At 47.3% G+C, this 22426-nt stretch carries 23 protein-coding genes and 1 tRNA gene; 11 read left to right on the top strand and 13 right to left on the bottom strand.

Translation table 11 applies throughout. The features are described from left to right. The first annotated feature begins 3 nt into the window (after positions 1 to 3). Positions 4 to 3174 (top strand): efflux RND transporter permease subunit, encoded by a 3171-nt coding sequence (locus LZP69_RS04615; protein ID WP_234199023.1) that lies wholly within the window; start codon positions 4 to 6, stop codon positions 3172 to 3174. Between the two features lie 233 nt (positions 3175 to 3407). Here the strand turns inward: LZP69_RS04615 and LZP69_RS04620 are convergent. After that, positions 3408 to 3498: transfer RNA gene (locus tag LZP69_RS04620), tRNA-Ser, on the bottom strand. 89 nt (positions 3499 to 3587) lie between these two features. Beyond that, entirely contained in the window at positions 3588 to 4859 is a 1272-nt protein-coding gene (punC, locus tag LZP69_RS04625; protein ID WP_234199024.1) for a purine nucleoside transporter PunC, read from the bottom strand. 118 nt (positions 4860 to 4977) lie between these two features. Here punC and punR point away from each other — a divergent pair, with 118 nt between their 5' ends. From punR to LZP69_RS04655, 6 genes are all read left to right on the top strand, one after another. Next, the gene (punR, locus tag LZP69_RS04630) at positions 4978 to 5880 is read left to right on the top strand and encodes a DNA-binding transcriptional activator PunR (protein WP_234199025.1); all 903 of its coding nucleotides are present in this window, start codon (positions 4978 to 4980) and stop codon (positions 5878 to 5880) included. Positions 5881 to 6056: 176 nt separating this feature from the next. Then, the gene (locus LZP69_RS04635; RefSeq protein ID WP_234199026.1) at positions 6057 to 6716 is read left to right on the top strand and encodes a Bax inhibitor-1/YccA family protein; all 660 of its coding nucleotides are present in this window, start codon (positions 6057 to 6059) and stop codon (positions 6714 to 6716) included. A 135-nt stretch (positions 6717 to 6851) separates the two neighbouring features. Continuing rightward, on the top strand, positions 6852 to 7238 hold the full coding sequence (gene tusD / locus LZP69_RS04640) for a sulfurtransferase complex subunit TusD (RefSeq protein WP_234199027.1): 387 nt from the start codon (positions 6852 to 6854) through the stop codon (positions 7236 to 7238). 12 nt (positions 7239 to 7250) lie between these two features. Beyond that, positions 7251 to 7610 (top strand): sulfurtransferase complex subunit TusC, encoded by a 360-nt coding sequence (gene tusC, locus LZP69_RS04645; protein ID WP_234199028.1) that lies wholly within the window; start codon positions 7251 to 7253, stop codon positions 7608 to 7610. Then, positions 7610 to 7891, top strand: coding sequence for a sulfurtransferase complex subunit TusB (gene tusB, locus LZP69_RS04650; RefSeq protein ID WP_234199029.1), 282 nt, complete (start codon positions 7610 to 7612; stop codon positions 7889 to 7891). The genes tusC and tusB overlap by 1 nt, the downstream gene beginning before the upstream one ends. Beyond that, positions 7888 to 8223 carry a TusE/DsrC/DsvC family sulfur relay protein gene (locus LZP69_RS04655; RefSeq protein ID WP_442800661.1) on the top strand — a complete coding sequence of 112 codons (336 nt, stop codon included), beginning with the start codon at positions 7888 to 7890 and terminating at the stop codon, positions 8221 to 8223. The genes tusB and LZP69_RS04655 overlap by 4 nt, the downstream gene beginning before the upstream one ends. Positions 8224 to 8339: 116 nt before the next feature. Here LZP69_RS04655 and serS read toward each other — a convergent pair whose 3' ends face one another. The 6 genes from serS to lrp form a co-directional block, all read right to left on the bottom strand. Further along, the gene (serS, locus tag LZP69_RS04660; RefSeq protein ID WP_234199030.1) at positions 8340 to 9626 is read right to left on the bottom strand and encodes a serine--tRNA ligase; all 1287 of its coding nucleotides are present in this window, start codon (positions 9624 to 9626) and stop codon (positions 8340 to 8342) included. 18 nt (positions 9627 to 9644) lie between these two features. Continuing rightward, positions 9645 to 10019 (bottom strand): fluoride efflux transporter CrcB, encoded by a 375-nt coding sequence (gene crcB, locus LZP69_RS04665; RefSeq protein ID WP_234199031.1) that lies wholly within the window; start codon positions 10017 to 10019, stop codon positions 9645 to 9647. Then, the gene (locus LZP69_RS04670; RefSeq protein WP_234199032.1) at positions 10012 to 11343 is read right to left on the bottom strand and encodes a replication-associated recombination protein A; all 1332 of its coding nucleotides are present in this window, start codon (positions 11341 to 11343) and stop codon (positions 10012 to 10014) included. The genes crcB and LZP69_RS04670 overlap by 8 nt, the downstream gene beginning before the upstream one ends. A gap of 8 nt (positions 11344 to 11351) precedes the next feature. Beyond that, entirely contained in the window at positions 11352 to 11978 is a 627-nt protein-coding gene (gene lolA / locus LZP69_RS04675; protein WP_234199033.1) for an outer membrane lipoprotein chaperone LolA, read from the bottom strand. Positions 11979 to 12007: 29 nt separating this feature from the next. After that, on the bottom strand, positions 12008 to 14557 hold the full coding sequence (locus LZP69_RS04680; RefSeq protein WP_234199034.1) for a DNA translocase FtsK: 2550 nt from the start codon (positions 14555 to 14557) through the stop codon (positions 12008 to 12010). Positions 14558 to 14737: 180 nt separating this feature from the next. Then, positions 14738 to 15241 carry a leucine-responsive transcriptional regulator Lrp gene (gene lrp / locus LZP69_RS04685; protein ID WP_234199035.1) on the bottom strand — a complete coding sequence of 168 codons (504 nt, stop codon included), beginning with the start codon at positions 15239 to 15241 and terminating at the stop codon, positions 14738 to 14740. A gap of 179 nt (positions 15242 to 15420) precedes the next feature. Between lrp and ald the strand changes: the two genes are divergently transcribed. Beyond that, entirely contained in the window at positions 15421 to 16536 is a 1116-nt protein-coding gene (gene ald, locus LZP69_RS04690; protein WP_234199036.1) for an alanine dehydrogenase, read from the top strand. A gap of 137 nt (positions 16537 to 16673) precedes the next feature. Next, complete coding sequence (gene trxB, locus LZP69_RS04695; protein WP_234199037.1) at positions 16674 to 17627, top strand: thioredoxin-disulfide reductase; 954 nt, start codon at positions 16674 to 16676, stop codon at positions 17625 to 17627. 112 nt (positions 17628 to 17739) lie between these two features. Here the strand turns inward: trxB and rplT are convergent, their stop codons facing one another. From rplT to thrS, 4 genes are all read right to left on the bottom strand, one after another. Continuing rightward, on the bottom strand, positions 17740 to 18099 hold the full coding sequence (rplT, locus tag LZP69_RS04700; RefSeq protein ID WP_234199038.1) for a 50S ribosomal protein L20: 360 nt from the start codon (positions 18097 to 18099) through the stop codon (positions 17740 to 17742). An 18-nt stretch (positions 18100 to 18117) separates the two neighbouring features. After that, complete coding sequence (rpmI, locus tag LZP69_RS04705) at positions 18118 to 18312, bottom strand: 50S ribosomal protein L35 (protein ID WP_011865828.1); 195 nt, start codon at positions 18310 to 18312, stop codon at positions 18118 to 18120. Positions 18313 to 18400: 88 nt separating this feature from the next. Beyond that, positions 18401 to 18943 (bottom strand): translation initiation factor IF-3, encoded by a 543-nt coding sequence (gene infC / locus LZP69_RS04710; RefSeq protein ID WP_326490249.1) that lies wholly within the window; start codon positions 18941 to 18943, stop codon positions 18401 to 18403. Positions 18944 to 18946: 3 nt separating this feature from the next. Further along, positions 18947 to 20875, bottom strand: a complete 1929-nt coding sequence (gene thrS / locus LZP69_RS04715) for a threonine--tRNA ligase (protein ID WP_234199040.1) — start codon at positions 20873 to 20875, stop codon at positions 18947 to 18949. Between the two features lie 297 nt (positions 20876 to 21172). Here thrS and LZP69_RS04720 point away from each other — a divergent pair, with 297 nt between their 5' ends. Further along, entirely contained in the window at positions 21173 to 21412 is a 240-nt protein-coding gene (locus LZP69_RS04720) for a hypothetical protein (RefSeq protein ID WP_234199041.1), read from the top strand. Between the two features lie 127 nt (positions 21413 to 21539). Next, positions 21540 to 21740: a CPXCG motif-containing cysteine-rich protein gene (locus tag LZP69_RS04725; protein WP_234199042.1), complete on the top strand. Its 201-nt coding sequence runs from the start codon at positions 21540 to 21542 to the stop codon at positions 21738 to 21740. A gap of 19 nt (positions 21741 to 21759) precedes the next feature. Here LZP69_RS04725 and LZP69_RS04730 read toward each other — a convergent pair whose 3' ends face one another. After that, entirely contained in the window at positions 21760 to 22383 is a 624-nt protein-coding gene (locus LZP69_RS04730; RefSeq protein ID WP_234199043.1) for a riboflavin synthase subunit alpha, read from the bottom strand. Between the last annotated feature and the right edge of the window lie 43 nt (positions 22384 to 22426).

The following is a 22426-nucleotide window of genomic DNA, read 5'->3' on the forward strand; positions in this document are numbered from 1 at the left end:
GCCGTGGAAGATACAAATAAAGGCATTATTGCCTGGTTTGCACGCAATAGTGTCGCAGCCAACCTGTTGATGATCATTATTATCTTAGGCGGCCTGCTGACGGCAAATACCATACGCAAACAGTTTTTCCCTCAAGATGAAATCAATTGGATAGAGTTCAGTGCTTTCTACCCAGGAGCCGCACCTCAAGAAGTTGAAGAAGGGATCACAATTAAGATAGAAGAAGCACTTGAGAGTGTTGAGGGGCTTAAACGGGTGATCACCTATTCCAACCGTAACTCTGCGTCCGGTTATTTCAGAATTGAAGACTCCTATGATCCACAGATGGTACTCGACGAGGTTAAATCCGCCATCGATTCTGTTTCCAGTTTCCCCGATGGCATGGAAAGACCCAAAGTCGAAAGAATAAAAGAAAAACAAGAGGTCTTTTATATCAGCCTTTACGGCGATATGGCGCCCAAACAGCTTAAGGAGTTGGGGGAAAAGATCCATGATGAGCTGATGCAGCTTCCCTTGGTCAATATCACAGAGTTTTACGGTGGCTTAGGCTACGAGATTGCCATCGAAGTCAGTAAAGATAAACTCAGAGAATATAACCTCACCTTTAATGATATCGCCAGCGCGGTTCGCGGTTATTCGCGCAATATGTCTGCAGGCCAAATTAAAGCACAGAACGGTTATATCAACCTACGCGTACAAAACCAGGCGTATGTTGGCTACGAATTTGAAAACCTGCCGCTGATCACCTTGGAAGATGGCACTAACCTTAAACTGGGTGACGTCGCAACCGTCATCGATGGTTTTGAGGATGGCATCCAGTATTCCAAGTTTAATGGCAAGAATTCAGTCACCTTCTTTGTGGGCGCATCAAACGATCAAAGCATCACAGATGTGGCCAAAGTAGTGAACCAATATGTCGAAGATAAGCAGGCCAGTCTGCCTCAAGGGATAAAGCTCAGTACCTGGGTGGATATGACCTACTACCTTGAAGGCCGTCTACAACTGATGCTCGACAGCATGAAGAGTGGCGCTGTGTTGGTCTTCTTAATGCTGGCGCTGTTTTTGCGGGTGCGCCTGGCGTTTTGGGTGATGATGGGTCTGCCGGTTTGTTTCCTTGGCACACTATTATTTATGCCAATGGCCATGATCGATGTCACCATCAATGTCATCAGTCTGTTCGCTTTTATTCTTGTGCTGGGTATTGTCGTCGATGACGCTATCGTTATGGGTGAAAGTGCCCACAGCGAGTGTGAGGAGAAAGGCCAGACTATCGATAACGTCATCCGTGGGGTCAAGAAGGTAGCGATACCAGCCACCTTTGGTGTATTAACCACTATCGCAGCATTTTTACCTATTACCATGGATGAAGGACCCTCCTCTGCATTTGGTCAATCCATTGGCTTTGTGGTGATCCTCTGTCTGCTGTTTTCACTGGTAGAATCCAAGCTCATCTTGCCGGCGCATTTAGCCCATATGAAAGCCAGAACAGAAGTAAAGCCGGGTTCCAAGAAACCGCTCGATATCTTGCGACTTGGGATTAACTATCTGCAAGGCAAGGTAGACAGGGGGCTGCAATACCTAATTAACGACCTCTACTACCCGAGCTTGAAGCTTGCGGTTAAATACCGATATGCGGTGATCATGGTGTTTATCAGCTTTATTCTGGTCTGCGCCGGACTCTACAATGGCGGGATAATCCGATTTATCGGCCAACCGAAGATCCCTCACGATTTTCCGCGTGTCAAAGTTGAAATGAATATCGACGCGTCAGAAAATGCCACCTTATCTGCGGCGCTTGCGATTCAAAAAGCCCTCTACGATGTCGATAAACAGATAGAGCAAGATTATGGTCAGTCGATGATCTCGGATATGCAGGTCGATCTTGAAGGCCGCACCCGTGCCAATATCATGACCAAACTGGTTGACCCGTCGCTCAGGCCTATGGATACCTTTGCCTTAGCCGAATTATGGCGACAAGCCATGCCGACTATCCCAGGCGTCAAATCCTTTACCATTCAGGACAATCTGTTTGGTAGCGGACGCGATGATGGCGATATCAGCTTCAGACTCGAAGGCAAAGATGAGCGGCAACTAATCGCGGCCTCAAAAGAACTCAAAGATAAACTCAATAGTTTGCAGGGCGTGGGCGATGTCAATGACAGCCGCCAGTCGAGCGCCAAAGAGGTGCAGTTTAAACTCAAGCCATTAGCCAACAGTGTTGGTCTGAGCCTCGCCAACATCGCCGGCCAGGTCAGTGCCAGTTTTTATGGTATGGAAGCACAGCGTATCTTGCGTAACGGCGAAGAGATTAAGGTAATGCTGCGCTACCCTGAATCCCAGCGTAACTCAATTAATCAGGTCAATCAGGTCATGCTGCTTACACCTGCCGGTGGTGAGATCCCCCTATCTGAAGTCGCCGAAATTGAGATCACCCAAGGGGTGAATGGCATTCGCCGCGAAAACGGGAACCGCACTATCAATGTTTGGGCATCGGTTGATGCCGATCAGGTAGAGCCTTTTAAGCTGGCTAAGGAGATCCGCGATAACTTTATCCCTGAGTTATTAAAGAAATACCCCAGAGTGAAGAGCGAAGTTTCGGGTAACATTCAGGAGCAGCTGGACAGTGCCAATACTCAGCTCAGGGATTTTGTTATCTCTTTGCTGGTGATCTATAGCCTGCTTGCGGTGCCATTAAAATCCTATGTTCAACCTATGATGATCATGTCGGTGATCCCCTTTGGGATCATAGGGTCTGTCATGGGCCACCTGATCTTGGGGATAGACCTAAGTGCCCTCTCCCTGTTTGGCATCATTGCTGCGGCCGGTGTTGTGGTAAACGACTCCCTAGTCATGGTCGACTATATCAATACCGCAAGAGCCAATGGCACGCCGATGAAAGAGGCGGTGGTCAACGCGGGATGTCGTCGATTTAGGGCGATACTCTTAACCTCGCTGACCACATTTATTGGTCTGGTGCCCATCATGACTGAAACCAGCATGCAGGCACAGATGGTCATTCCAATGGCGGTTTCATTGGCATTTGGGGTGTTGTTTGCAACCATTGTGACACTCGGTTTGATCCCTTGTCTCTATGTGGTTATTGAAGACATAAAAGCTCTCTTCAGCCGTAAAAAATACACTGAGCCGCAAGCAAAGCCGCTTGAGTCTGTTTAGCTGGCTCTAGTTACAACAGGCTCTAGTTACAACTGGCTCTAATTACAACTGATTATAGGTTTTGAGCATTGCACCACCGGCTTGCTGGTGGCGCAATATCAGGCTTAAAGATAAATCACCAGAAAGAGATTGCAGTTAACTGCTCTGTTACGACAGATAAGCGTGAAAGATAAGATTTAAGAAATACATTTCAAAAAGCAAAAAGCCCGCTATCAAAGCGGGCTTTTCTTATATGGCGGAGAGATAGGGATTTGAACCCTAGACGGGCTATAAACCCGTGCCGGTTTTCAAGACCGGTGCATTCGACCACTCTGCCATCTCTCCGAACGCCGCGAATAATATAGCCAGTATGAATCCATGTAAAGTAAAAAATGGTATAAGGCGTTTATTCGAGTAAGTTATCGACAATCCTGTCAAACATCCCGATTGCCTTTATTACCGCCGTGTCGATTAAAGCGGATGTTGGCGGGATCTGGCAATTGAAAATGTTGTTCAAGATCTTGCCAGTGTTGCAGTTTTCTCATTTTGCTCGCCACGATAACTATCGCAGCACAAACAAGTATGGCTATTGTAATGGCAACTTTACCCTGTTGCGCCCACAAGGCAACCAAGGAGGAAGCACCAAACCCCATGGAAATTTGAATAAAATTTTGTAACCCGGCGGCCTTTGCCGAATCCTGCTTAAATTGCTGCAAGGCGTCATTCACCACTATCGGATAGCAAGCGCCATTCGCCGCCGCCATCACAGCAAAAATGAAAAGCATGGGCCATATCCCATCAAACTTGAACACAAGCGTGCTCAGGGCGATACCAAGTATGCACAAACCAAATAGACCTAACACCAAGTGTAAACTCAGCTCCCTGCCCAGCTTCTTAATAAGGCTTTTACTCAAGATCCCGCCAAGGATAAACATCAGAGTCTGAGGAATAAAGCTCAGGCCAATCTCAGTCGCTTGATAACCCTGCTGCTGCATCACAATCGGCCACAGGGTCAGATAGGAGAAAAATGCCCCAGAGCAAGCGCCGAAAATGATGACATTGCCTAGAAATCGCGGATGATTCAGCATAGAGAGATAACCATGATGACCTACAGAAGATTCCGCGGATACCGTAGTTCGTGCTACAGAATTATGCTCTACCCAAAGAAAAGTGGCCACAATCAACAGGGCGGACAAGAGACTCAAAACCCAAAAAATGGTTCGCCAATCGCCAAGTGTTAGCAGGTAAGCCCCGACAAGGGGCGCAAGTGCTGGCGATAAAGCAACCAGAGGCATGATATTGCTAAATATTCTTTGCGCGGATTTTTCATCATTTTGCTCAATCACAATCGCCTGCCAGATAACAGATGCACTACAAGCACCTATCGCCTGAAAGAAGCGCCCAACATTAAAAGCCACTATGTCGTGACTCAGGGCTACCATCAAACTTGCGAAACCAAACAGGGCTAACCCCATTATCAAGCTGTTGCGTTTGCCAAAACGCTGTACCAAAGGCCCATAGAGTAATTGGCCTATGGCGAGTCCCGCCAAAAAACAAGAGAGGGTACTGGCCACATTTTCAGGGCTTGTATTAAAAGATATTTCAATTGCTTTGAAAGCAGGCAAATAGATATCAGTCGCGATAAAACCTAACATACTTAATAGGGATAAGTAGGCAACAAAGAGTAAACTTCCGCTTTTATTCATTATTTTATTCTCCATTAAATTGAAATTTGAAAGACGCCAAGTCTAGATACTTGCCAAAAGCTTGTGAAACGGTTAATTTTGCTTACAGCCATCAAAAAATCTCACAGCAGAGGTTCCTATGCTTTCTGAACAATCCATGCAACTTATCGATATGGTTGCAAGAGTGGGTAGCTTTACCGCAGCAGCAAACCAACTCCATAAGGTACCTTCTGCGGTGAGTTATGCGGTCAAACAGGTTGAAGAAGAGTTAGGTGTGATTTTGTTTGAGCGCCACCATCGCAGTGTTAGTCTGACCCCTGCTGGAGAACATTTTGTCAAGCAGCTCAGACTGGTTCTGACCAATTTGGCTGAACTCAAAGATGACACTAAACGTGTGGCCAATGGCTGGCAGCCCACCCTTTCTATCGCGCTGGACAACATAGTCAGAGCCGACAAGCTGAGCAATTTAATCGCCGATTTTTATCGCCATTTTGACAATGTTGAACTCATCATCCGCATCGAAGTCTTTAACGGTGTTTGGGAGGCTATCTCTACCGGGCGCAGTGATATTGCCATTGGCGCAACCACAGCCATCCCTGTTGGCGGTGATTACCGCTTTAGGGATATGGGTGACATAGAGTGGAGTTTCTTAGTGGCAAAACACCACCCTCTAGCGGCGGTTGATCATCCGTTAACCGATGAGGAACTGGCTATCTATCCAGCCATCTGCCTAGAAGACACCTCAAGGGAGATCCCTAAGCGCGTTACCTGGTTACTGGAAAATCAGCGCCGTCTTGTGGTTCCCGACTGGATCCGCGCCATCAACTGTTACCGTGAAGGTCTGGGAATTGGCTATATGCCTAAACATTTTGCCACGCCCTTCATTGCTTCGGGTGCCTTGGTTGAAAAGCAGCTTGTTTTGCCTAAAGCCCCCAGTCCCTGCTGTTTAGCCTGGAACGATGCCAATCAGTCTGCGGCAATGGCCTGGGTGCTCGACTACTTAGGCGACAGTGACAAATTGCAAAGAGACTGGTTTAATTGATATTTATTCGCCAAACTAGTTACAAACAGAGCGGCAATATTGCCCTTTTAACTTTCAAATAAACTAACCCTGTTAAAATAGGATTTTAATAAGATTAAACTCGCTTCATCTGATGGAACTGATGAACTGTTTTATACTCAAAAAGATAACGCTCTTTCTGGTCAATGGAGACTAAGATGACACAACAAACGCTTTATAGCTCACAGGTTGGGACTCAAGAAGTCAACAAACTACTGAAAAACACTTATATGCTACTGTCGATGACCCTGGCCTTCTCTGCCCTTTGTGCCGGCTTGGCGATGGCAATGCAGATAGGCCCTATGCTATCCATCGGCCTTTCTCTTGGTGGCTTAGTACTCTTATTTGTCACCTTACGTAAAGCAGAATCCGCCGCAGGACTCTTCTGGATCTTCGCCTTTACCGGCATGGAAGGCGCATCCCTCGGCTATATGCTCAATCACTATGCAGGTATGGCCAACGGCCCACAGTTGATTATGCAGGCGCTAGGTTTAACCGCGGTGGTCTTTATCACCCTATCGGGTTATGCGTTAACCACCAAAAAAGACTTCTCTTTTATGCGTGGCTTCCTGCTTGCAGGCCTTATCATCGCCATTGTTGCGGGTATCGCCAATATCTTTATCGGTAGTGGCACTGTCTTTATGGCACTCAACACCGGTATCGCATTGTTGATGACAGGTTTTATCCTCTATGACACCAGTCGTATCGTCAATGGAGGAGAAACTAACTATATACGCGCGACTATCTCCCTCTACTTGGACTTCTTAAACCTGTTTATCTCCATCCTGCACCTTATGGGTGTTGGTGGCGACGATTAATCCAGACCAGGATTTCGGCTTAGGTCGATTGGCGTTTGAGGTAATAGGATAAACTGAGATAGAATAGCTCCCATTCTTGGGAGCTATTTTTTTCCCCGATACAGATCTTAAAGAGACACAGATAAAGCGATCCCGATGAAATTTCTCATTCAAGTTAACCGCCCAGCTTATGGACAGAGTACCAGTTTCCAGGCACTGAGTTTTGCGAAAGCTGCCCTCGCTGCTGGGCATGAGATCATCAGCGTCTTTTTTTACCAAGATGGCGTGTTATCCACCAATGACTTAACCTCGCCCGCGTCTGATGAGTTCGATCTTATGGCTGCGTGGCGGGATTTTGCTGAAACCAATCAAGTCCCTTTGATCAACTGTGTATCCGCCGCCCTTCGCCGCGGGGTTCTCTCCAGTGTTGAGGCTAAAGAAAACCTCCAGAGCCATTGGAATCTTAATCCACCTTTCATTATGGGCGGTTTGGGTGAGTTAGTGACAGGCATAGAAAAAGCCGATCGGGTGATCAATTTCTAATTTGAGCAGCAGATGAGCAAGAAAATAACCTTAATCTTTCGACACGCACCTCATGGCAGCGCAGCCTGCCGAGAGGCCCTCGACTTTGCCCTGTTAAGTGCCAGTTTCGAGCAGCAGATCAGCCTGCTGTTTGTCGATGAGGGCGTACTTAATCTGCTTGATGCCCAGTTACCTGAGCTCATCGGCGGGCGCGATTTTATCAAGACCCTTAAGGCGCTACCTCTGTATGAGATTGATGAGGTCTACGCCTGTCAAGACTCTCTGGCCAAGCGAGGCCTTAATCAGCTTCCTGCTTCACTTGCTGTAGATCTGCTCGACACAAATGCCATCAAGGCACTGTTAAGCCAAGCCGACGAGGTTCTTGTTTACTGATGATTTTACATACCCTACAAGAAAACGCCGATTATGAAGCCGCGCTTCGTTGCTGTCTTCGCTATATCGCCCCGCAAGATACATTGCTGCTCTATGGTGATGCAATCAATCTGCTGCTGCAGACACACTGGCAAAATCAATTAGCACAAACTCAGGTATTGCTGCTAAAGGATGCGGTTAAGGCCCGAGGACTGACAGACTATTTACACTCATACAAGCAGATCACATCTGCTGAATTTGTTGAGCAAACACTGCTACATTCAAAGGTGATTAGCTGGTGAATTACATTCAATATCAAACAACTCAGATTGAAACAGATCCCCAGGGTTATCTGAAACAGGTGTCGGACTGGAACATAGAAATTGCAAAGATCATCGCCGAAAAAGAGCAGATCGAGCTGACTGACGCTCATTGGGAAGTGATCTATTTTGTACGTAACTTTTACTTAGAGTTCAACACCAGTCCGGCCATTCGTGTGTTAGTTAAGGCACTCGGGCAAGCTTTAGGGCCGGAGAAAGGCAATTCTAAATATCTGCACACCCTGTTTCCTGTTGGCCCTGCCAAACAAGCGACAAAAATCGCAGGCTTACCTAAACCGGCAAAATGCCTGTAAAGGTAAACATAAAAGCCTTTAACTAAATAAGCTTAAGAAAAAGCCCGGCATTGCCGGGCTTTTTTCGTATTAGCGATTCTGCTAATGATTTCTACTATCTATTGCTGCGATTGGGATTAACCAATCTGGCTCAGGCCGCCCATATAGGGACGCAGCACCTCAGGGATGGTGATAGAACCATCGGCGTTCTGGTAGTTTTCCAGTACCGCAACTAAGGTACGACCCACGGCAAGCCCTGAACCATTTAGCGTATGCAGCAAGGCTGGCTTCTTGGCCGCTTTCTCCTTATAACGCGCTTGCATACGACGCGCCTGGAAATCCTGCATGTTACTGCAAGAAGAGATCTCACGGTAGGTGTTCTGCGCAGGTAACCAGACTTCGATATCATAGGTCTTAGCCGCGCCAAAGCCCATGTCACCGGTACAGAGGATCACTGTGCGATAAGGCAGACCCAGTTTTTGTAGCACAGCTTCGGCGTTCAGGGTAAGGCTTTCCAGCGCCGCCATTGAATCTTCAGGCTTCACTAACTGCACCATCTCGACTTTATCAAACTGATGCTGACGGATAAGTCCTCGGGTATCACGGCCATAAGAGCCAGCTTCACTACGGAAACAGGCGGTATGGGCAGTTAATTTAACCGGCAGTTCATCTTCATCGAGAATGCTGTCACGGGCCAGGTTGGTCAGTGGCACCTCAGCGGTCGGGATCAGGCTCAGGCCTTGCCCCTCTTCGGTAGCAGGTTTAGTGTGGAACAGATCTTCACCAAACTTTGGCAGTTGACCTGTACCTAACAAGCTGTCTTCATTCACCAAGAGTGGCACATAGGCTTCGGTATAACCGTGCTCGTTAGTGTGCAGATCCAGCATAAACTGGGTTAAGGCGCGGTGCAGGCGCGCGATCTGCCCTTTCATCACGATAAAGCGTGAACCTGTGATTTTTACTGCGTTCTTAAAATCTAAGCCGGCGTGGAATTCGCCAAGATCCACATGATCTTTCACTTCAAAATCGAACTTTCTAGGCTCGCCCCAGCGGCGGATCTCCACGTTCTCATTTTCATCGGCGCCGACAGGGACTGATTCATCGGGCAGGTTAGGAATGCTCATAGCGATGGCATTCAGCTCTTCGAGCAGCTTTGCCAGCTCAACTTTCTTGGCATCCAACTGCTCGCCCAGATCCCCCACCTGGGCCATGATAGGGGCAACGTCTTCGCCCTTGGCTTTTGCCTGACCAATGGATTTTGAAATCGCGTTTCTCGACGCTTGTAGCTCTTCGGTCGCTACCTGAAGCGATTTACGTTTCTCTTCCAGCTGACTTAAACGGCCCACATCTAAAATGTAACCACGGGTCGCCAAACGCTCGGCTGTCACTTCTAACTCTGTACGTAAAAATTTAGGATCTAACATGTTCTAGTTTCTTTTTAGTTAAACGCGAGAAAAAACCCACTGCTGCCCCAGATATACCATAAACAGGCATAACCCCAGGTTCAGTGTAATATTCAATACAGCTTTCAACCATGCGCCTTGCTGCATCAAGAGCAAGGTTTCATTGGAAAAGGTTGAAAAGGTGGTCAAGGCACCTAAGAGGCCGACCCCCACTAACGCTTTTAGTTCAGGGCTTAAATCACTCACTTGACCTAAAGCGTAAATTATCCCCATCGCAAATGAGCCGATAATATTGGCCACAAGTGTACCAAAAGGAAATGCCGAGCCAAACAACTGAATCATCATTATTGAGATAAGGTAACGAAAAACTGCGCCTATCGAGCCACCCAGTGCGACAAATAATAGATTACTCATAACGTTTTATCTCACTGTCTCTGTCCAGCTCAGCCAATAATTCGAGTTTAGTCTTAATTCGTTTCTCAAATCCATGCTCTGTTGGATAGTAAAAACGCTGCTGTGCTAACTCCTCGGGGAAATAACACTCGCCGCTTGCATAGGACTGAGGCTCATCATGGGCATAACGATACCCTTCACCCATTCCCATCTCAGCCATCAGCTTAGTCGGGGCATTTCTCAGATGGTTCGGCACAGGGATCTGCCCAGTCTCTCTGGCCAGGTTGCGCGCCGCTTTAAAGGCCGTGTACACGGCATTGCTCTTAGGGGCACTGGCAAGGTACACAATCGCCTGAGCGATAGCACGCTCCCCTTCGGCAGGACCGACTCGGTGAAAACAATCCCAGGCATTGAGGGCAACCGTCATGGCGACAGGATCGGCATTACCTATATCTTCCGAGGCAATTGCCAGCAAACGTCTGGCGATATAGAGGGGATCGCAACCCCCTTCGAGCATACGGCAAAACCAGTAGAGCGCCGCATCGGGCGCCGAGCCGCGAATTGATTTATGTACCGCCGAGATCAGATCATAATACTGATCGCCGTTCTTATCGAAACCTGCCAGTTGCTGGCCAGCGACTTCGATTAACTGCGCCTCAGTAAATGCCTCTCCTTCGGCTAGCATGTCACTCATCAGCTCCAGCAGGTTAAGCGCCTTGCGAGCATCCCCCTCACAGATATTGGCAAGTTTATCGGCGACTTCATCGCTAATGGTGAGTTTACGCGCCCCGAGTCCCCGCTCCTCATCCTCTATTGCCTGCCGCACTATCTCGACTATTTCGCTGTTTTCGAGTCGTTTAATCAGATAGACACGCGCCCTGGAAAGCAAGGCGTTATTGATCTCAAATGAGGGGTTTTCCGTGGTCGCACCGATAAAAATTACTGTGCCATCTTCAATAAAAGGCAGAAAGGCATCTTGCTGACTCTTATTAAACCTGTGTACCTCATCGACAAACAGTAAGGTGCGTTGCCCGCGGGACTGGGCAACATTTTTAGCGTGCTCAATGGCCGCGCGGATCTCTTTTACCCCAGAAGTGACCGCAGAAATCCGCTCCACATGCGCATTGGTATAATTGGCTATCAGTTCGGCCAGAGTCGTCTTACCCGTGCCAGGTGGCCCCCACAGCATCATGGAGTGCGCGCGCCCAGCCTCTAAGGTATTACGCAGCGGCTTACCTTCACCTAGCAGGTGTTTCTGGCCTATATACTGGTTCAGCGTTTCCGGCCGCATTCTTGCAGCCAACGGCCTGAAATCCGGTGAGAAATCGAAACTGAGACTCGACACGTCAGCCTCTAATTCAGCGCATTTAAGCGTTGATCATCGATATCGACGCCTTCGGGTACGATGAACTGAAACAACTGCTTATCTTTTGATGTCAGGGACTGCTGACCACTCAGAATAAACTGACTGGTGTTGCCCTGCTGATCATCGAGCTGCATCTTGGTCAGTGTCTGCCCCTTAAAACAGACCTCAACCTGAGTCACGCCCGTATCGTCTGCCTTAGGGAGAATTTGATAACAATCGCCCTTTGCACTCACCTGATAGCGATCCCAGGTCTGTTCATCCCTGTGCACTAATAATGCGATGGGTGACGCCTCTATCGCCTGATTAAAATCCATTACCGACACCTCTTCGGCAAAGGGATTATAGATCCATACATCGCTGCCATCGGCCACGATAAGCGACTCATCGGGCTGAGTTAAGTGCCAGTAAAACTGGTTGGGTACGGCCAGAGCAAAGGTGCCGCCCCCCTGTTGAATCGTCTTGCCATTGATATCTGTCACCGTCTGGCTGAAATTGGCTTTTAAATTATCCAGCTGTGCAAGTTTCTGCTTAAGCGAGGCGCCATCATCTGCCCAGACACTCACACTGGCACTTACCAGAATTGACAGACTCGCTAACGCGATACCTTTTAACATGCTTATTCCTTTCATTAACTCTTTGAGCCTTAATAGGCTTTAGGTGGCGGTGGCGCCAACACTTCGCGGTTACCGTTATGGCCTTGAGAACTGACTACGCCCTGAGCCTCCATCTGCTCAATAATCCGAGCGGCGCGGTTATAACCAATTTTAAACTTACGCTGTACGCTGGAGATGGAGCCGCGGCGGGTTTCAGTCACAAAGGCGACGGCCTCATCATAGAGAGCATCCATCTCTTCATCGCCTTCGCCGACCTCACCGGGCAAGAGCACTTGCTCCCCTTCGGTTGAACCTTGGAGGATCTCGTCGATATATTGAGGTGTTCCACGGCTGCACCAGTCGGCCACCACGGCATGTACTTCATGATCGTCAATAAAGGCGCCATGCACCCGGTTAGGTACACTGGTCCCCGGCGGCAGATAAAGCATATCCCCCATGCCGAGCAGCGTCTCTGCGCCCTGCTGATCTAAAATGGTGCGAGAGTCGATACGCGATGAAACTTGGAATGCCATACGGGTCGGGATGTTGGCCTTAATCAAACCTGTTATCACATCAACCGAGGGACGCTGAGTCGCCAGAATAAGATGAATACCCGCGGCGCGGGCTTTCTGCGCGATACGCGCGATCAGTTCTTCGACCTTCTTACCCACTATCATCATCATGTCGGCAAATTCATCGACAATCACGACAATTGACGGCAACTTATCAAGTTCTGGTGCCTGCTCTTCCATGCTGTCTTGTGAGCGCCATAGGGGATCGGTTATCACCTCGCCTCTTTCTTTGGCTTCTTTAATCTTAGCGTTGTAACCTTTGAGATTACGCACCCCAAGCGCCGACATCAGCTTATAACGCCGCTCCATCTCGCCTACACACCAACGCAGTGCATTGGCCGCCTCTTTCATGTCCGTCACCACTTCACACAAGAGGTGCGGAATGCCTTCATACACAGAGAGTTCGAGCATCTTAGGGTCGATCATGATAAAGCGCACATCTTCCGGCCCGGACTTATAGAGCAGACTGGTGATCATCACATTCACCCCAACCGACTTACCCGAACCTGTGGTACCAGCAACCAGCAGATGGGGCATCTTGCCTAAGTCCACCACAACAGGCTCACCGGCAATATCTTGACCGAGCACCATGCTCAGGTGAGATTGGCTCTTAGCAAAGGCATCGCTGCCGAGCACATCACGCATAAACACGGTTTCGCGGAATTTATTAGGAATCTCAAGCCCTACATAGGCTTTACCTGGGATCACCTCGACCACGCGCACACTTTCAGCCAGGAGTGAGCGAGCCAGATCTTTAGACAGGTTGGTAATTTTCGATGCCTTGACCCCAGGTGCCAGTTCGAGTTCGAAACGGGTGACGACTGGGCCAGGGAAAACACCCACCACATTGGCCACAATATTAAAGTCGGCGAGTTTCACCTCGACCAATCTGGCGACCTGATCCAATTCTTCCTGGGTGATGGGGTTGGCTTTTCTGTTTGGCACATCTAGCAAAGAAATATCCGGCAGCGGCGCCATAGGTTTAGTCGGCTGCGCCTTTTCGCCACCAGGTAACACTACTATGCCATCGACAATCTTGGCTTTCTCCTGTGCTTTCTCTTGCACTTTCTCTTGTATTTTCTTTGGCTGAACTAGAGCGCCGCTTGATTGAGTTTCATCGAAGTTTATCGACTCAAGTGGCATCTCGTCAGCACCCTGTTGATGCTGATTGAGATCGAGGACAGGCTCCTGTTTCTCTGCCGGTCTAGCAGACTCATCATCTTTACTACGACCAAATTTTGGCAGTGAGAAGCGGGATTTTTTCTTGTCTGAATCCGGTGCTTCTCCTACTGGCATCTCATCAAATTCTGGCTCATCCTCGAAAATGTCATCATACTCATCCTCTTTGGCGCTGCGCTGTGATTTGAAACGATCGAACACAGACATAAAGCCTTTGGTATCATCGGTTTCTGGTGCGCTGGAGAATTTTTCGGGTATGGTTTTGAGCTGCTTAAAACACCAGATAGTGGCTAAACCAACCAGTTCGATAACGGTTAACCAGCTGATCCCAGTCAGTAAAGTAAAGCCAGCGCCAACAAAGCAAAGCAGCAATAAGGTGGTTCCAAGCTGATTGAAATAGGGCAACATGGCTGCGGCTATCACATCGCCCGAGACACCGCCGGCAGAGAATTCATAGATGTCATTGGCATTCATGCTCGCAAGAGCTGCAAGACTCAGTATGATAAGTAAGAAACCTATCAACCTCAGCCCCACGGAAAAGTAGTCGATCTCCAGCAGTTTATGGATACGTTTAAACAGCAACCAGCCGGTTAAGGCGACGACTAATGGAATGATATAGGCGGTGTAACCAAAGAAATAAAACAGCACATCGGCCAACCAGGCACCCACAGCGCCGGTCAGGTTTTTTATCTCCCCCTCGAAATGGGACTGACTCCAGCCGGGATCGGAAGAGTTGAAACTGGTGAGCGCCAATAAAATATAGGTGGCCGCCATACAGCATAAGATCAGCCCACCCTCAAGCAGACGCTGCAGTCCGCTTAATGTTTTAACACCATTACCTTTAGACAATCGAGAACCCACTTAGAAGAAAAACAGGTAAAAATAAGATACCAGAATAATTTGTCAGATGCAGTGTTTTACCTGACATTACAGCCTAATAGCGAAGGAATATTGATTTGACGATGAAATTATGGACAGCGAATAAAAAAAGGAGCTAAAAAAGCCCCTTTTTTTACAGTTAAAGTCGATTTATGACTCAAGGCTTACGTTAATAGCCACTCTATTGGTTTGCTTCACTTCTTCCATTACAACGTAGGTACGTGTATCAGAAACTGCTGGCAACTTCAGTAAAGTTTCTCCTAACAAACGGCGATAAGCAGACATATCAGAAACGCGAGTTTTTAATAAATAGTCGAAATCACCAGAAACCAGATGACACTCTTGAATATCATCTAACAACTGAACAGCTCGATTAAATTTATCAAATACCTCAGCGGTATCGCGGTTAAGCGTTATTTCAACAAACACTAACAATGATGCCCCAAGATAATGCGGGTTCACTAATGCTGTATATCCGTTGATATAACCATGCTTTTCAAGCCTTTTAACTCTCTCTAAGCAAGGTGTTGGGCTAAGCCCGACGCGCTTTGATAGTTCAACATTTGAAATGCGACCATCGATTTGTAACTCGTTAAGTATATTGCGATCGATCCGATCTAAGTCTTTTATAGGACTCTTTTTATTATTGACCATATTTTTAACCTTGCTTTATCACTAAAACAATATTTATTACTGCGTATGTCCAAACTTCAGCAGCATCAACTGCCGAAGTGATACTATACTAGATTTCCCTTGAACAATCACGTTTAAGGGTAAATAAAATAACTACATAACCCACAAAATTAGGGTTTTATTTGTATTGAGGCTTGAAGATGATTATTGGTGTACCTAAAGAGATCAAAAACCACGAATATCGTGTTGGTATGGTTCCGTCAAGTGTCTTAGAGTTGACAAACAAAGGTCACGAGGTTTACGTCGAGACCAATGCTGGTGCGGGAATTGGCTTTAACGATCAAGATTATATCGATGTTGGTGCGTCTATCTTAAATACGGCGGCAGAAATTTTCGCTAAAGCAGAGATGATAGTTAAAGTGAAAGAGCCTCAGGCCGTTGAACGCGCTATGCTTCGCGAAGATCAACTGCTATTTACTTATCTGCACCTTGCGCCAGATCTGCCACAAACTGAAGATCTCGTTAAAAGTGGTGCCGTCTGTATCGCTTATGAAACAGTAACAGATGCACGCGGTGGACTTCCTCTACTTGCACCTATGTCAGAAGTTGCTGGCCGCATGTCAATTCAAGCCGGCGCTATGGCCCTTGAAAAATCTAAAGGTGGCAGTGGTATGTTGCTTGGCGGCGTCCCCGGTGTGGAACCAGCTAAGGTCGTTATCATAGGTGGCGGCATGGTAGGTACCAACGCAGCACAAATGGCGGTTGGTCTGGGTGCTGATGTTGTTATCCTAGATCGCAGCATTGATGCACTGCGTCGTCTAAATGCCCAGTTCGATAACAAAGTTAAGGCTATTTACTCAACGGCTGCCGCTATCGAAAAGCATGTGCTTGAAGCCGATTTAGTGATTGGTGGTGTACTGGTCCCTGGTGCTGCCGCGCCTAAACTGGTTACCAAAGAGCACATCAAGGCGATGAAGCCTGGCAGTGCGATTGTTGACGTAGCTATCGACCAAGGTGGTTGTGTTGAGACCTCTCATGCAACAACTCACCAAGACCCAACTTATATCGTCGATGATGTTGTGCACTACTGTGTTGCTAACATGCCGGGTGCCGTTGCCCGTACTTCAACATTTGCACTGAATAACGCGACTCTGCCTTATATCATCAAGCTAGCCGATCTGGGTTACCGTGAGGCCTTACTGCAAGACAAACACCTGCTGAAGGGTCTGAACGTGATGCACGGTAAGATCACCTGTAAAGAGGTTTCAGAAGCACTTAACCTCGAATACGTTGATCCAGCAATCCTGTTAGGTTAATCATCTGACCAGTGATGACAGATAAAAGGGAGCCTTGTGGCTCCCTTTTTCGATTAGCTTAATCTAAAAGATAGGCTTTACCCTAGCATTCAAATTACCTACAATCGCTGCAATTTGCTAAAGGCATGGAGAATAAAATGAGCCAAGCTAAACACTGTAACTTATTAATTTTGGGTTCTGGCCCTGCGGGCTACACAGCCGCTGTCTATGCAGCTAGAGCCAATTTAAAGCCTGTGATGATCACAGGCATGCAGCAAGGTGGTCAGCTTACCACTACCACTGAGGTTGAAAACTGGCCTGGTGATGCTGATGACTTAACCGGCCCTGCATTGATGGAAAGAATGCAAAAACATGCCGAAAAGTTTGAGACTGAAATTGTTTTTGATCATATCAACGAAGTCAACCTACAGGTGCGCCCTTTCCAACTGAAAGGCGACAGCGGTGAATACACTTGTGATGCCCTGATCATCTCTACCGGTGCATCAGCCATGTATCTGGGTCTTGAATCAGAAGAAGCCTTTAAAGGTAAAGGGGTTTCTGCCTGTGCGACCTGTGATGGTTTCTTCTATCGTAATCAAAAAGTGGCCGTGATCGGTGGCGGAAATACTGCTGTTGAAGAAGCCCTTTACTTGAGCAATATCGCCTCTGAAGTGCATCTTATCCACCGTAGAGACAGCTTCCGCTCAGAGAAAATTCTCACCAAACGTCTAATGGACAAGGTTGAGAACGGCAACATCATACTGCACCTAGATAATACCTTAGATGAAGTAGTCGGCGATCAGATGGGTGTTACGGGTCTTAAGATGAAGAGCACCAAAGATGGCTCAATCAAAGAGATCGATGTGATGGGTGTGTTTGTCGCTATTGGTCACAAACCCAATACCCAGATCTTCGAAGGCCAGCTTGAGATGAACAACGGCTATATTAAGGTCCAAAGCGGCCTAGCAGGCAATGCGACTCAAACCAGCATCGAAGGTGTTTATGCTGCCGGTGATGTGATGGATCAACACTACCGTCAAGCAATTACCTCTGCAGGTACTGGCTGTATGGCCGCGCTGGATGCGGAGCGTTACCTAGACGCGCAAAAATAGGCTTATTCCGCTCAATGAAAAAGCAGACCTTGTGTCTGCTTTTTTATGCTCTGTAGCTAAAATCTGCATAAAAAAAGGGGACCTAAGGTCCCCTTTTAAGCAATAAATCTAATTACTTAGCTAATGCTTCTTTTGCTTTTTCAACTAAAGTTGAGAATACAACTTTGTCGAATACAGCGATGTCAGCCAAAATCTTACGATCGATTTCGATAGACGCTTTCTTCAGACCGTTGATGAAACGGCTGTAAGACAGACCATTTTGACGAGAAGCCGCATTGATACGTGCAATCCACAGTTGACGGAATTGACGTTTCTTCTGGCGACGGTCACGGTAAGCATATTGACCAGCTTTGATTACTGCTTGCTTAGCTACACGGAAAGTACGTGAGCGAGCACCATAATAACCTTTGGCAAGTTTTAAAACTTTCTTGTGACTAGCACGAGCGGTTACACCACGCTTAACTCTAGGCATTGTTCTCTACTCCTCTAATTAAGCGTATGGTAGTTGACGTGCAATTGCTGGCACATCAGACTTAGCTACTAAACATTTAGCACGTAAGTGACGTTTACGCTTAGTGCTCTTCTTGGTCAAAATATGACGTAAATGGGCTTGCTTGCGCTTGAAACCATTAGCGGTTTTCTTAAAACGCTTTTGTACACCCTTGTCTGTTTTCATTTTAGGCATTGCTAAAACTCCGCATTGGGACATTAATAAAACGCAAGGCGAGCGAAGACCTTAATAAAAAGGCTCCGCTACTTTTAAATTTGCCTTACTATTTCTTTTTCGGCGCGAGCACCATGATAGCTTGACGGCCTTCCATTTTCGGGAATGCCTCTACCACTGCTAACTCAGCCAAGTCATCTTTAATACGATTCAAAAGATTCATACCAAGATTTTGGTGAGCCATCTCACGACCACGGAAACGCAGCGTTACTTTCGCTTTGTCGCCGTCTTCTAGAAAACGCTTCAGGTTGCGTAGTTTTACCTGATAGTCGTTCTCGTCAGTACCGGGACGGAATTTAATTTCCTTCACCTGTATCTGTTTCTGCTTCTTCTTTTGTTCTTTTTGAGCCTTAGCTTTATCAAAAAGATACTTTCCGTAGTCCATAATGCGACATACAGGCGGCTCGGCATTTGGGCTAATCTCTACTAGATCGACACCCGCTTCATCTGCAAGCTCTTGTGCTTCACGCAAACTTACAATACCGATAGTTTCACCGTCTAACCCATTTAAACGTACTTCCGATACGCCAACAATGAGTTCGTTAATTCTATTCGCCGCTGCTTTACGCACGTCTGTTTTCTTGATCTTTATGACCTATTCCTCCAACAAATTTAGACTACGGAGCGAAATCTGTTGTTTGACACTGGCTGCAAAATCGTCGATTTTCATCTTGCCAAGGTCAACACCATCTCTGGTTCGCACCGCAACTTCCCTATTCTCCATCTCTTGATCACCTACGACCAATAGATAAGGGACACGCCTTAGTGTGTGTTCGCGTATTTTAAAGCCTATCTTTTCATTCCTCAAGTCTTTCGAGGCACGAATTCCCTGATCTTTAAATAATTTGACCACTTCGTCAACATAGTCTGACTGTTTGTCTGTGATATTCATCACAACCGCTTGAGCTGGTGCCAACCAGGTTGGGAATTTACCGGCATATTCTTCGATAAGGATACCGAGGAAGCGCTCCAGCGAACCTAAGATGGCACGGTGGATCATCACAGGCGTCTGACGGCTGTTGTCTTCGGCAACATAGGTTGCACCAAGGCGGCCAGGTAAGGCGTAATCGAGCTGAACTGTACCGCACTGCCAAGCACGGTCGAGACAGTCATGTAGGGTAAATTCAATCTTTGGCCCATAGAATGCACCTTCGCCCGGCAGGATCTCATATTCGATCTCATTGGCTTTTAAGGCATCCATCAAGGCCTGCTCTGCCCTGTCCCACATGGCATCGTCACCGATGCGTTTTTCAGGACGGGTAGAAAGCTTAACCACAATATCGGTAAAGCCGAAGGTGGCGTAAGTATCGTAAACCATCTTGATACAACCGCTTACTTCCTGCTGTACTTGATCTTCGGTACAGAAAATATGGGCATCATCCTGAGTAAAGCCGCGGACGCGCATCAGGCCATGAAGCGAACCCGATGGTTCATTGCGGTGACAACAACCAAACTCCGCCATACGCAGTGGCAGATCGCGATAAGACTTCAAGCCTTGGTTGAAGATCTGCACATGGCCCGGACAGTTCATCGGCTTAACCGCATACTCACGATTCTCAGACTGAGTGGTGAACATGGCTTCTGAATATTTATCCCAGTGACCACTGCGTTCCCACAACACTCTGTCCATCATCAAGGGACCTTTCACCTCTTGATAAGTGTATTGCCCCAGCTTTTGACGGATGAACTTTTCAAGCTCAAGGAACAGGCTCCAACCATCGTTGTGCCAGAACACCATACCCGGTGCTTCCTCTTGCATGTGATACAGATCCAGCTGCTTACCAATCTTACGATGGTCACGCTTGGCCGCTTCCTCTAGACGAGTCAGGTGGCTCTTTAATGCTTTCTTGTCGGCCCAGGCTGTGCCATAGATGCGCTGCAGCATCTTGTTGTCTGAGTTACCACGCCAGTAGGCACCGGCAACGCTCATCAATTTGAAATGATGACAGAATTTCATATTCGGCACGTGAGGACCACGGCACATGTCTGTGTATTCTTCGTGATGATACAGGGCGGGAGAATCATCTTTGCTGATGTTCTCATCTAAAATCGCCATCTTATACACTTCACCGCGAGACTCGAAGGTATCGCGGGCTTCTTGCCAGCTAACGACTTTCTTCACCACGGCGTAATCTGTCTTGGCCAAGGCTAGCATGCGCTTCTCAAGCTCGGCGATATCATCGTCGGTCAGCTTATGATCAAGGTCGACATCATAGTAGAAACCATTATCGATAACCGGGCCGATGGCCATCTTGGTTTCAGGCCACATTTGCTTGATGGCATGTCCTAAAAGGTGGGCACAAGAGTGACGCAGGATCTCAACGCCTTCATCATCTTTCGCTGTGATAATCGATAGCTCAGCATCGGATTCAATCAGATCGCAGGCATCTTTCAGCTCGCCATTCACGCGACCAGCGATACAAGCTTTAGCTAAACCAGGACCAATATCGGCGGCGACATCGAGAGTAGAAACGGCATGGGCAAACTCGCGCTTGCTGCCATCGGGAAGTGTAATTACAGGCATGTAAAATCCTTATCCAGTGGTGACCCCTACGTAGGGCCACTTGGTCATAAATAAAAAGAAAATAGCCAATAAAGAGCAAAACATTACCGGAGTTTTAGCATTCCTTACAGGCAAGTGGGACATTCTAGGTCTCACGTCATTAAATCGCAAGGCAAATGCGGCCTAAGCATAGGTTTTAGACGAAAAATGTGGCATGGAAAATATGATTAAGGATGTCATCAATAATCCATCTTGCTGTCACCTTGCATTCATGAAGGCCTCCTAAACTAATGGCAATTTAATTAAGGAGGTTAAAACATGTTAAACCTAATCTTATTAACTGCAGCATTGACCCTGCCGCAAGAGATACAGACCACTGAGCAGGATACTCTTGCGCTTTATATCAACAAGATTGCTATAAACCACAGCGACCCGCTCTTGATAGACAAGCAGGCCTTGGAGCAAGAGATACAGCAGGCGCTCAATCAGGAACTCAGGCAATTACAGCAAGGGTTAGACGATGATATCAATGGCGCGAGTTTGTGGGTACAACAGTGAACTTAGGTTGAAACCCACTCATCTAGGCGCGCTCTGAGAATGGATTTCTATGGCAGGCTGAACAGAGAAATGCTGAACTATAATCAAAGAAGGACAAGTTAACATACGGCTGACTAAGGAGTTAGCTATGAATATTATTGATAAGATATTAAGTTGCCCCCACTGTGGGCATGATCAGCACATCAATATCGATCTCTCCAATGGCGACCAAGAGTATTACGATGATTGCAGTGCCTGCTGTAACCCTATCCACATTCGCGCCCATATTGATGAGCAGCACCATAAAGTCGAGCTTTATATCGATGCCGACGATGAGCAGATCTACTGAGTTTGCCCTAACTCGCTGCTCAACTTGTCGTTTGATTTAAGCGCTGCGCTAACACCCGCTCGACTGTATCGACAATCGCCTGGGTTTGGCTGTCGATCTCAATGTTTAACCAATCCCCCACCCGGCATTCACTCAGATTGGTGAGTGATAAGGTTTCTGGGATTAAATGCAGTTTAAAGCGATTATCTTCAACGGCACCGACGGTTAAACTGCAGCCGTTAACACCGACAAATCCCTTATAGAAAATATAATTCATCCACTTAGGCTCGACCTCCAGGGTCAAATCGAAGTGCTTGTCTGTATCGCTCACCACTAAGATCTTTGCCTGAGTATGCACATGCCCCGAGAGAATGTGGCCACCTATCTCGCTGCCAAAGGTCAAAGAACGCTCAACATTCACCTGAGAACCCACTTGCAGTTCGCCTAAGTTTGTAACCTTCAGCGTCTCTTCCATTACATCAAAAAACACCCTATCATCTGCAATCTTAGTAACAGTCAAGCAGACGCCATTATTGGCGACACTCGCCCCTGTGGCTAACTTATCGACAAGGAGTGAGGGTAAAGCCACCTCAATTGTATTAAGTCCCGTTTTTTTAGTGATTGCCACCACATCACATGTGGCCTGTACGATACCTGTAAACATAATTAACTCGCTGTATTAAGGCTTTTTTTCATGAATCAATTGA

Source organism: Shewanella sp. AS1, assembly GCF_021412565.1.
Lineage (GTDB): Bacteria > Pseudomonadota > Gammaproteobacteria > Enterobacterales > Shewanellaceae > Shewanella.